10 protein-coding genes and 3 tRNA genes are annotated in these 10910 nt (G+C 64.1%); 12 read left to right on the top strand and 1 reads right to left on the bottom strand.

Going from position 1 to position 10910, the window contains the following annotated elements; translation table 11 throughout:
- Positions 1 to 188: 188 nt before the first annotated feature.
- The 7 genes from purF to RMO23_RS15420 all read left to right on the top strand — a co-directional run bounded on the left by purF (position 189) and on the right by RMO23_RS15420 (position 5608).
- Positions 189 to 1718 carry an amidophosphoribosyltransferase gene (gene purF / locus RMO23_RS15450; protein ID WP_309683395.1) on the top strand — a complete coding sequence of 510 codons (1530 nt, stop codon included), beginning with the start codon at positions 189 to 191 and terminating at the stop codon, positions 1716 to 1718.
- A 2-nt stretch (positions 1719 to 1720) separates the two neighbouring features.
- Positions 1721 to 2947 carry an O-succinylhomoserine sulfhydrylase gene (locus tag RMO23_RS15445; protein WP_309683393.1) on the top strand — a complete coding sequence of 409 codons (1227 nt, stop codon included), beginning with the start codon at positions 1721 to 1723 and terminating at the stop codon, positions 2945 to 2947.
- Positions 2944 to 4335, top strand: coding sequence for a glutamate--tRNA ligase (gene gltX, locus RMO23_RS15440; RefSeq protein WP_309683392.1), 1392 nt, complete (start codon positions 2944 to 2946; stop codon positions 4333 to 4335). Before RMO23_RS15445 ends, gltX begins: the two co-directional genes overlap by 4 nt.
- A 68-nt stretch (positions 4336 to 4403) precedes the next feature.
- Positions 4404 to 4479: transfer RNA gene (locus RMO23_RS15435), tRNA-Ala, on the top strand.
- 79 nt (positions 4480 to 4558) lie between these two features.
- Positions 4559 to 4634: transfer RNA gene (locus RMO23_RS15430), tRNA-Glu, on the top strand.
- Between the two features lie 122 nt (positions 4635 to 4756).
- Positions 4757 to 4833, top strand: a tRNA-Asp gene (locus RMO23_RS15425).
- A 115-nt stretch (positions 4834 to 4948) separates the two neighbouring features.
- The gene (locus tag RMO23_RS15420; protein WP_309683390.1) at positions 4949 to 5608 is read left to right on the top strand and encodes a DUF1345 domain-containing protein; all 660 of its coding nucleotides are present in this window, start codon (positions 4949 to 4951) and stop codon (positions 5606 to 5608) included.
- Between the two features lie 17 nt (positions 5609 to 5625).
- Here RMO23_RS15420 and RMO23_RS15415 read toward each other — a convergent pair whose 3' ends face one another.
- Positions 5626 to 6528, bottom strand: a complete 903-nt coding sequence (locus RMO23_RS15415; protein WP_309683389.1) for a LysR substrate-binding domain-containing protein — start codon at positions 6526 to 6528, stop codon at positions 5626 to 5628.
- Between the two features lie 121 nt (positions 6529 to 6649).
- On the opposite strand from RMO23_RS15415, the gene RMO23_RS15410 reads away from it, so the two are divergent.
- The 5 genes from RMO23_RS15410 to RMO23_RS15390 all read left to right on the top strand — a co-directional run.
- Positions 6650 to 7399 (top strand): SDR family oxidoreductase, encoded by a 750-nt coding sequence (locus RMO23_RS15410; RefSeq protein ID WP_309683388.1) that lies wholly within the window; start codon positions 6650 to 6652, stop codon positions 7397 to 7399.
- An 82-nt stretch (positions 7400 to 7481) separates the two neighbouring features.
- On the top strand, positions 7482 to 8468 hold the full coding sequence (locus RMO23_RS15405; RefSeq protein ID WP_309683385.1) for a TRAP transporter substrate-binding protein: 987 nt from the start codon (positions 7482 to 7484) through the stop codon (positions 8466 to 8468).
- A 13-nt stretch (positions 8469 to 8481) separates the two neighbouring features.
- Positions 8482 to 9078 carry a TRAP transporter small permease gene (locus tag RMO23_RS15400; protein WP_309683382.1) on the top strand — a complete coding sequence of 199 codons (597 nt, stop codon included), beginning with the start codon at positions 8482 to 8484 and terminating at the stop codon, positions 9076 to 9078.
- Positions 9075 to 10334 carry a TRAP transporter large permease gene (locus tag RMO23_RS15395; RefSeq protein WP_309683378.1) on the top strand — a complete coding sequence of 420 codons (1260 nt, stop codon included), beginning with the start codon at positions 9075 to 9077 and terminating at the stop codon, positions 10332 to 10334. The genes RMO23_RS15400 and RMO23_RS15395 overlap by 4 nt, the downstream gene beginning before the upstream one ends.
- A gap of 10 nt (positions 10335 to 10344) precedes the next feature.
- Positions 10345 to 10910, top strand: a 566-nt coding sequence (locus tag RMO23_RS15390; protein WP_309683375.1) for a TIM barrel protein, incomplete at its 3' end; no start/stop codon positions are given.

The following is a 10910-nucleotide window of genomic DNA, read 5'->3' as shown; positions in this document are numbered from 1 at the left end:
GCATTCAAGACGAGCGACTGGTGGGTCGAATCCAAAGGCGCCCCGGCGCTGACAGCCATCCTCAAGGGCTTGAAGCCGGCGCTTCCGGAACGATTTGGTCAGTATCTGGGTTGATCCAGCGAGTCAATTGCAGGCAAAGTTAAGCGGTTTTCAAGAGTTTTCAGTGAATCAACAGTGAGTCAAACACCATGTGCGGAATAGTCGGCGTCGTCAGCAAAGCCCCGGTCAATCAGCTGATCTATGACGGGCTGCTGCTGCTGCAGCACCGTGGCCAGGATGCGGCGGGCATCGTCACCCAGCTGGGGCACAAGTTTTTCATGCACAAGGCCAAGGGCATGGTGCGTGACGTGTTTCGCACCCGCAACATGCGCGCGTTGCGGGGCACGGTGGGCCTGGGCCAGGTGCGCTACCCGACGGCCGGCAATGCCTACAGCGAGGACGAGGCGCAGCCGTTTTACGTCAACGCGCCGTTTGGCCTGGTGCTGTCGCACAACGGCAACCTGACCAATGCGGCCGAACTCAAGGCCGAGCTGTTCACCACCGATCACCGCCATATCAACACCGACAGCGACTCCGAAGTGCTGCTCAACGTGCTGGCCCATGAGCTCGAAAAAACCACGCGCGGTCTGACGCTGAAGCCGGCCGATGTGTTTGCCGCCGTGCGCGGTGTGCAGCAGCGCATCAAGGGCTCTTACGCCGTGGTGGCGCTGATTGCCGGCCACGGCCTGCTGGCCTTTCGCGACCCGTTTGGCATCCGGCCGCTGTGTATTGGCCGCGGCCAGAACGAAGCCGGCCACACCGTGATGGTGGCCAGCGAATCGGTGGCGCTGGAAGGCACGCTGCACCAGTTCGAACGTGACATTGCACCGGGCGAAGCCGTGTTTGTCGACCTGGACGGCACGGTGCATGCCGAGCAGTGCGCCGCCAACCCGCAGCTCAAGCCCTGCATTTTTGAGTTTGTTTATCTGGCGCGGCCCGACTCGGTGCTTGACGGCATCTCGGTCTACCAGGCGCGGCTGAACCTGGGCGAGACGCTGGCCAAGCGCGTCGTTTCCACGGTGCCGCCCAACCAGATTGACGTCGTCATTCCGATTCCCGAATCCAGCCGTCCCAGCGCCACCCAACTGGCGCATCTGCTGGGCATTCCCTACCGCGAGGGATTTGTCAAAAACCGCTATGTGGGCCGCACTTTCATCATGCCGGGGCAGGGCGTGCGCAAGAAATCGGTGCGGCAAAAGCTCAATGTGATTGCCAGCGAGTTCAAGGGCCGCAATGTGCTGCTGGTCGACGATTCCATCGTGCGCGGCACCACCAGCCGCGAGATCGTGCAGATGGCGCGCGACGCCGGCGCGCGCAAGGTCTACCTGGCCAGCGCCGCGCCGCCGGTGCGCTTTCCCAATGTCTACGGTATTGACATGCCGACCCCCGGCGAACTGGTGGCGCATGACCGCACGATCGAGGAAATTCGCCAGGTGATTGGCTGCGACGCGCTGATTTACCAGGACGTGGAAGGCATGCGCCGCGCCATTGGCTCGCTCAACCCCAAGCTCGATGGCTTTGATGCGTCCTGCTTTGACGGCGTCTACATCACCGGTGACGTGACCGCGGAAACCATTGCCGCGATGAATTCGAGCCGCGCCGACACGGCTGAAAAAATTGGCGATGACAGCGACGTTGACGTGTCGCGCCTGGCGCTGCCCAATCCGCAGGAGGCTTGAACGTGGACCCGAAAAAATTACCCGACAACCTGCACCGCGACACGCTGGCCGTGCGCGCCGCCGTCGATAAAAGCCAGTACGGCGAAAACTCCGAAGCACTGTACCTGACCAGCAGCTTTGTGCAGCCCGATGCCGCCACGGCCGCGCGGCGCTTCGCCAACGAGGAAGAGGGTTATATCTATTCCCGCTTCACCAACCCGACCGTGACCAGCATGGAGCAGCGCCTGGCCGCGATGGAAGGCACCGAGGCCTGCATCGGCACCTCCAGCGGCATGGCGGCGATCTTGCTGATGTGCATGGGCCTGCTCAAAAGCGGCGACCATGTGATCTGCTCGCAGTCGGTGTTCGGCTCCACCATCAAGCTGATCGGCAGCGAGTTTGGCAAGTTCGGTGTGGAAAGCAGCTTTGTCTCGCAAACCGACGTGGCCCAGTGGCAGGCCGCCGTCAGGCCCAACACCAAACTGCTGTTTGCCGAAACCCCGACCAATCCGCTGACCGAAGTGTGCGACATCCGTGCGCTGGCCGATATTGCCCATGCGGCGGGTGCCTTGCTGGCGGTGGACAACTGCTTTTGCTCGCCGGCGCTGCAGCAGCCCGTCAAGCTCGGTGCCGATCTGATCATTCATTCGGGCACCAAGTACCTGGACGGCCAGGGCCGGGTGATTGCGGGCGCCATCTGCGGGCCGAAAAAACTCATCGACGACAAACTCGTGCCCATCATGCGCAGCGCCGGCATGACGCTGTCGCCTTTCAATGCCTGGGTGGTCCTGAAGGGCCTCGAGACACTGTCCATCCGCATGCAGGCGCAAAGCGCCAGCGCGCTGGCACTGGCGACCTGGCTGGAGGCGCAGCCGGGCGTGGCCCGCGTCTATTATCCCGGCCTGGCATCGCACCCCCAACATGCGCTGGCCATGCGCCAGCAAACCCTGAACGGGCAAGGCTGCGGCGGCGCCGTCGTGTCGTTTGACCTCAGGGGCAGCGATGCGGACAGCGCCCGCAAGAATGCCTTCCACGTGATTGACAGCACCCAGGTCTGCAGCATCACGGCCAATCTCGGCGACACCAAAACCACCATCACCCATCCGTCCACCACCTCGCACGGGCGCCTGACCGAAGTGCAGCGCCAGGCAGCGGGCATTGGCCAGGGCCTGCTTCGCGTGGCCGTGGGCCTTGAATACATCGACGACCTGAAAGCCGACCTGGCGCGCGGTCTGGACAGCTTGAAATGACGCACAAAACAAGAACCCGTTTCGCGCCGTCACCGACCGGCTTCATTCACCTCGGCAACATCCGCTCGGCGCTCTACCCCTGGGCCTTTGCGCGCGCCACCGGCGGCGATTTCATTTTGCGCATCGAAGACACCGATGTCGAGCGGTCCAGCCAGGCCGCGGTCGATGTGATCATCGCGGGCATGCGCTGGCTCGGGCTGGACCACGACGAGGGCCCGTTCTTTCAAATGCAGCGCATGGACCGCTACAAGGCGGTGCTGGCCGAGCTGCAGGCCGCCGGCCATGTCTACCCCTGCTACATGAGTGTGCAAGCTCTCGATGCGCTGCGTGAAAAGCAGATGGCGGCCAAGGAAAAGCCGCGCTATGACGGCACCTGGCGGCCCGAGCCGGGCAAGACCCTGCCGCCGGTTCCTGAGGGCGTGCAGCCGGTGCTGCGCTTCAAGAATCCGCAGGGCGGCGCCGTGGTCTGGGACGACAAGGTCAAGGGCCGCATCGAGATCAGCAACGACGAACTCGATGACCTCGTGATCGCCCGGCCCGACGGCACGCCCACCTACAACTTCTGCGTCGTGGTCGACGACATGGACATGGCGATCACGCATGTGATCCGCGGCGACGACCATGTCAACAACACACCGCGACAGATCAATATCTTGCGCGCCCTTGGCAAGGAGGTGCCGGTCTATGCGCACTTGCCCACCGTGCTCAATGAGCAGGGCGAGAAGATGAGCAAGCGCAATGGCGCCAAGCCGGTGACGCAGTACGCCGCCGAAGGCTACCTGCCCGACGCCATGGTCAACTACCTGGCGCGCCTGGGCTGGAGCCATGGCGACGACGAAATTTTCAGCCGCGAGCAGTTCGTCGCCTGGTTCAATCTCGACCACCTCGGCAAGAGCGCCGCGCAGTTCGACGAGGCCAAGCTGCGCTGGGTCAATGCCCAGCACCTCAAGGCCATGACCGATGAGAAACTGGCTTTGGCGGTGGCGCCATTTCTTGCCGGCTTGGGCGTGACCGGGCTGGACGAGGCGAGGTTGGTGCGTGGCTGCGGCCTGTTCAAGGACCGCTGCAGCACCCTGGTCGAGTTGGCCGGCTGGCTGCAGCGCCTGGTGACGGGCGGGCAGGCCAGCAGCGAAGACCTGAGTACCCATGTGACCGAGGCGGTGCGCCCGGCGCTGGTGCAATTGGCCGGCGCGCTGGCCGGCTGCGAGTGGAACAAGGCCGCGATTGCCGCCGCCATCAAGCAGGTGCTGCTGGCTACCGGTGTGAAAATGCCGCAACTGGCGATGCCGGTGCGCGTGCTGGTGATGGGCACATCGCAGACGCCCTCGCTCGATGCGATTCTGGAACTCATGAAAAAAGAAGATGTGATTGCGCGACTGAAAATTTGAAAACCGCAAATTTTTCGGGCTATAATTCAAGGCTCGACAGTTGTGAGGCAACTCGCAACGGACAGGACGGGGGTATAGCTCAGCTGGGAGAGCGCTTGCATGGCATGCAAGAGGTCATCGGTTCGATCCCGTTTACCTCCACCATAGCTTCTTGTCGGGAAGTAATTTGAGAGAGTTTTTTGGGCAGTCCCTAACCAGACTGCCACGGAAGTTCCAAGGCTTTGACCCCATCGTCTAGAGGCCTAGGACATCACCCTTTCACGGTGAGTACCGGGGTTCGAATCCCCGTGGGGTCGCCAAGAATTCATCGCAGCAATGCGATGTGCAAGGCGCAAGTTGATGACGGCAGGCCCGCAAGGGTTCGCAGCCAGTCCGAAAGGGCAGGCAACTTGACTCGAAAGAGTAAACGTCATCGCTACCAGGAGTGGTAGTTCAGTTGGTTAGAATACCGGCCTGTCACGCCGGGGGTCGCGGGTTCGAGTCCCGTCCGCTCCGCCAGTATTTATGTGAGTATGAGGGCTTGCTGCTATGAAAATGGCAGCAAGCCCTTTTTACTTGGCGGCGCCAAAATGCGCTCCGCCGCGCTTGGTGCCCATGCCCCACAATTGGCGTCATGCGCAAACACCTTTCTGAAACCACTAGCGAGCAGCGTCTGGTGTATGGCTTGCTGGCGGGCTTGGGCACGGCGGCGCTGCCGCTTCCCATGACCTGGCCGTTTCGCGGCCTGCTGGGCTGGTGCGCCGGCGTTGCTGTTTATCTGGTGCTGGCCTGGTGGTTGTGCGTGGGGTTTGATGCCAAGCGCACCCGTGAGCGCGCGCAGGCGCAGGACGAGCCCAGCGTGGTGCTGTTCTTGCTGATGCTGCTGGCCACCCTGACCTGTGTGGCGGCCATCACGATGATGATGGGTCAGGTGCGCGCGATGTCGGGCCTGGCGCATGCGCTGCATCTGGTGCTGGCCCTGGCGGCGCTGGCCGGCTCCTGGTTTTTCATTCATGTGATGTTTGCGTTTCACTATGCGCACCGCTATTACCAGGAAGAAAAACGCAGCAAGCCCGACGGTGCGGGCCTGCTGTTTCCGGGCGGTCTCGATCCGGACTATTTTGATTTTTTGTACCACGCCCATGTGGTCGGCATGACGTCGCAGGTCTCCGACGTGCAGGTGACCTCGCGTGACATGCGCCGGCTCACGCTGGTGCACAGCCTGCTGTCTTTTGGCTTCAACATGCTGATCCTGGCGCTCAGCATCAACGTGGTCGCGGGCGCGCTGCAATAGGGCTCTTGAATTTTCGCTCAGACGGCCGGGTTGGCCGGTCCGGCTGGATCCCCCGCCTGCATCCGTAGCCAGGCCAGAAACTGGGCGACCTCGGGGCGGTAGCTGTGGCGCTCCGGGTACACCACGAAATGCGCCTGTACCGAAATGGCCCAGGCCGGGTCGAACACCGGCTGCAGCCGCCCGGCCTGGAGGTAGCTGTCTCCGATGACCGTGCTTTCCAGGGCCACGCCCAGGCCCTGCACCGCCGCGTCGAGCGCCATCAACGCGCGGTCAAAGCGCAGCGCAAACCGCTCCGGCCGTTTCGACGGGTGGTGCAGCGCAAACCAGTCGGCCCACTGCACCACACCCACGGTGGACTGGATCAGCGGCACCTGCAACAGGTCGGCCGGCGTGTGGATCTGGTGCCGCTCAATGAAGGCCGGGCTCGCCAGCGGCATGATGGCTTCGCGGAATATCGGCTGCACTACGAGCTGCGGCCAGGCGGGCACACCGTAGCGGATGTCAATGTCGACCTGACCGAGTTCGAAGTCCGAATGCAGGTGCGAGGCTGAAAGAAACAGTGACACGCCTGGATAGGCCTGCGCGAACTGGCCAATGCGCGGCATGAGCCACAGGCTCGCGAAGCTCGGGCTGGCATGCACATAAAGCGAATTGCGCACGCCCTGACGCACGTCGTCGGTGGCGGCTCCGATGGCGCCCAGAGCACCCGCCACGCGCTGCAGGTAGGCCTCGCCGGCGGGGCTGAGCTTGACGCCGCGCGAAGAACGCTCAAACAGCTTGACCCCCAGAAAGTCTTCCAGCCGCGCCACCTGGTGGCTCACCGCCGAGGGCGTCAGATGGAGCTCTGATGCGGCCAGCGAAAAGCTCCGTCGGCGCGCAATGGCTTCAAAGGCCACCAGAGAGGGAAGGGGAGGCAACATGAAGGATGGAGGTGATATTGCACTGCAACATGACAGATTTTCACCAGGGCATGAGATTCTATCGTTTGTGCGCAAGCATGTTGTTGTCCAGAATCGCGGCAGATTAACAAGGAGACAGCAAATGTTGCTTAAAGACAAGGTGGCCCTGGTCACCGGGGGCGCCGGCCCCAATGGCCTGGGATTTGCCACCGCCCGCATGATGGCCGCCCAGGGCGCCACCATCGTCATTCTCGACCTCGCAGCGGCAGAGCCTGCCGCTGCCGCTGCCCGGCTCGGGCCGCAGCACATGGGGCTGGTGGCCGACGTCACCAACAAGCCCTCGTGCGACGAGGCCGTGGCCGAGGTGCTGCGCGCCAAGGGCCGGATTGACGTGCTGGTTAACAACGCCGGCATCACCCAGCCGCGCAAGACGCTGGACATCACGGCGCAGGACTACGATGCCGTGCTGGATGTCAGTCTGCGCGGCACGCTGATCGCCTCGCAGGCGGTTCTGCCGACGATGCAAACCCAGAAGAGCGGCTCCATTGTCTGCATCTCTTCGGTCTCGGCGCAGCGCGGCGGCGGCATTCTGGGCGGCCCGCACTATTCGGCCGCCAAGGCCGGTGTGCTCGGCCTGGCGCGTGCCATGGCGCGCGAGTACGGGGGCGAGGGCATCCGGGTGAATTGCGTCACCCCCGGTTTGATCGCCACCGACATCAACAAGGGCAAGATTCCCGAGGACAAGCGCCAGTCCATCCTGGACGGCATTCCGCTGGGCTACATCGGCGCGCCCGACGATGTGGCCGGCTGCGTGGTGTTCCTGGCCAGCGATTTGTCGGGCTACTGCACCGGCATCACGCTCGACGTCAACGGCGGCATGCTGATCCATTGACCGGCTCGCCGCGTTCGCCATTTCTGAACAAAAAAACCGCTCGCAGCACGGCATCGCTGCGCTGACAACATCCGGAGACAACATGACACGATTCAACCTTCTTCGCCGCGCTGCACTGGTCGCCGCGCTGGCCCTGGCCGGTTCCGCCACCTTTGCCCAAACCCCCATCAAGTTGATCCTGGGTCACGGCGCCGCCCCCGGCAATCCGCGACACGAAGCCTCAATGAAGTTCGCCGAGACCGTGAAGGCCAACACCAACGGCCGTATCGAGATTCAGGTGGCCCACTCCTCGCAGCTGGGGGACGATTCAGCCATGGTGACAGCGCTCCGCTCGGGAACACTGGACATGTCGGCCAACAGCCAGGGCGCGGTCTCCACCGTGGTTCCCGAGTACAGCGCGTTGGGCTTGCCCTTCCTGTTTTCGGACATCACCAAGGCCTGGCAATTGCTGGACGGCCCCCTCGGTCAAGAGCTGGCCAAGCGTTCGGAAGCCAAGGGCATGGTCGTGCTGGGCTATTGGGACAACGGCATTCGCCATATCTCCAACAGCAAACGTCCGATCAAGTTGCCCGCCGACGTCAAGGGCCTGAAGGTCCGCACCCCGCCCGATGCCATCACGGTGGACATCATGCAGGCCCTTGGCGCGGACCCGCAGCAGATCAAGTTCTCCGAGCTCTACGTGGCCCTGCAGCAAGGTGTGGTGGACGGCCAGGAGAACCCGCTGGCCAACATCGCCTCTGCCAAGCTCTACGAGGTGCAGAAGTACATCTCGCTGACCGGCCACAAGTATGAGTCAACCCCCTTCCTCATGAGCAAGCGCTCCTGGGACAAGCTGAGCGCAGCCGACCAGAAGGTTTTCATGGCCGCCGGGGCGGAGGCCACGCAAATGCAGCGCAAGCTGTCCAAGGAGGCCGACGAAACGCTGGTGGCAGAGATCAGGGGCAAGGGCGTGCAGATCGACACCGTGGACCGCGCACCTTTCGTGCAGGCTACCCGCGTCGTCTATGACAAGTGGAGCGCCGGCCCCACGGGCGAGTTCGTGAAGCGCGTCGTGCAGGCGACCCGTTGAGGTTGAACCAGTCATGAGCTTTTCCCAATCGCCCGGCCTTCAGGCCACGCAGGGTCCGGACGGTTCGGCAGCCGTGCGAATCGCCCGCGTGATCGACCACCTGATCGGCATGGCCTGTCGTGGCGTGCTCTACGTCACGCTGTGCTCGATGTTCCTCATCCTGAGCGCCAACGTGGGCTTGCGCTACGTCGCGGGCAGCAGCCTGGCCTCGGCGTCCGAGTTGCCGGAGCTGATGTTCCCCTGGCTCATCATGGCCGGCGTGGTGCTGGCGGCCCAACATGGCTCGCACATCGCCATCGTCATCTTCACCCAGCGCCTGGGCGCGATGCGCCGCTGGGTGCTGCTGGCCGGGTCGCTAGTGGTGGCGGGCCTGTACGCCTCGCTCGCCGTCGTGGCCTGGCCGCTGATGGAGATCGCTGCCGACGAGCGCACGCCCATCCTGCAGGTGCCCGGCTCGGTGAGTGTGGGCTGCCTGATGCTGGGCTTCGCGCTGCTGGCCATCGTGACCCTGTGCCGCTTGCCCCAGGTGTGGACCAGCCAGCCCAACCTCTGGCTGGATGACAGCCCCGAACCCGCATCCCCACCCATCACCACCGGAGCACAGGCATGACCGGACTCATCATTCTTCTGTTCGTGGGCGGGGCGCTGCTGTCCATTCCGATCGCGCACGCCCTCGTGCTCGCGTCGGTGGGCGGCCTGCTCATCCTCGACCGCGTGCCGGTGCACCTGGCAATCGAGCAGATGCTGTCGCAGACGCAGAGCTTTCCGCTCATCGCCATTCCCTTCTTCATGATGACCGGCGCGTTGATGGTCAGCGGCAAGCTGGGGCAGAGCCTGGTCACGCTGCTGTCGATGATGATCGGCCGCATCCATGGCGGCCCGGCGCAGGTCGGCGTGCTGTCGTCAACCATCTTCGGCGGCGTCTCGGGCTCGGCGGTGGCCGACGCCTCGGCCATCGGCTCGATGCTGATCCCCTGGCTCAAGAAGCTCGGCTACCCGGCGCCGTTCGCAGCCGGCACGCTGGCGGCCGCGGCGACCATCGACATCCTGATCCCGCCGTCGATTCCCATGATCGTCTACGCGCTGGTCTCGGGCGCTTCGATCGGCGCCTTGTTCGTCGCGGGCATCTTGCCGGGCCTCTTGATGTGCGCGGGCTTCATGGCCGTGTGCTACGTGCAGGGCCGGCGCCGCAACTTCCCGCGCGACACCACGCCCTTCGAGTGGCCTGCATTCTGGCGCCAGCTCATACAGACCGGCCCGGCGCTCGCCATGCCGGTGCTCATCATCGTTTTCCTGCGCTTCGGCATCGCCACGCCGACCGAGGTGAGCGTGATGTCCACGCTGTACGCGCTCGTCGTGGCGGGCCTGGTCTACCGCGACCTCACCGTCGCCAAGATCCGGGCCGCGGCCATCGAGGCGGGCATCTCCACCGGCGTGGTGCTGCTCATCATCATGGCTTCGAGCATCGTGGGCTGGATCGTCACCTATGAGCAATTGCCCGCGGAGTTCACGCGTTTTGCCAAGGACACGCTGCAGTCGCCGTGGCTGATCATCCTGGCGATGAACCTGATCATGCTGGCCACCGGCATGTTCATCGACCTGCCGGCCGCCGTGCTGCTGCTCACGCCAATGTTCGTTCCGCTGGCGGCGGCCGTCGGCATGGACACGGTGCAGCTGGGCATCATGATGATCGTGAACCTCTCGATCGGGCTGTACCACCCGCCGATCGGCACGACGCTCTTCATCACCAGCACCATCGCCAAGGTGCGCATCGGCGATGTGGTGGTCGAGCTCATCCCCTTCTACGCTGTCGCCATCGGCCTGCTGCTCGGCTTTGCCTACCTGCCCTGGCTGACCCTCCACTGAAAAGGCCAGCATGACTCCTTCCCTCCCCACCCGCGACGGCACGCCCGGCGAGCGCATCGTCTCGATCTCGGCCGCGCCCTACGACGGCTACGAGTTCCCGCGCGTGCTCGAAAGTCTGGCCTCGATCGGCGCCACGCACGTCGAGCCGGCCTTCATCGTCGGCTACACCGAGCCCTTCGACGAAACCGCCTTCACGCCCGACAAGGCGCGCCAGTACGCCTCCTGGCTGCGCGAGCATGGCCTGCGCTGCCATGCGTTTTCCTCGCACATCGACCTGGGCCGGCCCGACGCGCTCAAGGTGTTTTTGGGCCGGATGGATTTCGCGCGCGCCATCGGCGCCCGCGTGATCAACACCAATGCCGCGCACCGCAACAACGAAAAGCGCTTCTTCGAGAACATCGAACTGCTGGCGCGCCACGCCGAGCAGCTGGACCTGTGGATCGGCCTGGAAAACCCGGGCGACGGCTCCGACAACCTGCTCAATACCGCCGCCGACGGTCCCGCCCTGCTGGCCGGCATCGGCCACCCGAGGGTCGGCCTGAACTACGACGCCGGCAACACCATTTCGCACCGGCC

This window comes from Polaromonas sp. (genome assembly GCF_031411155.1).
Lineage (GTDB): Bacteria > Pseudomonadota > Gammaproteobacteria > Burkholderiales > Burkholderiaceae_C > Polaromonas.
This window is presented reverse-complemented; position numbering and strand designations above follow the sequence as displayed.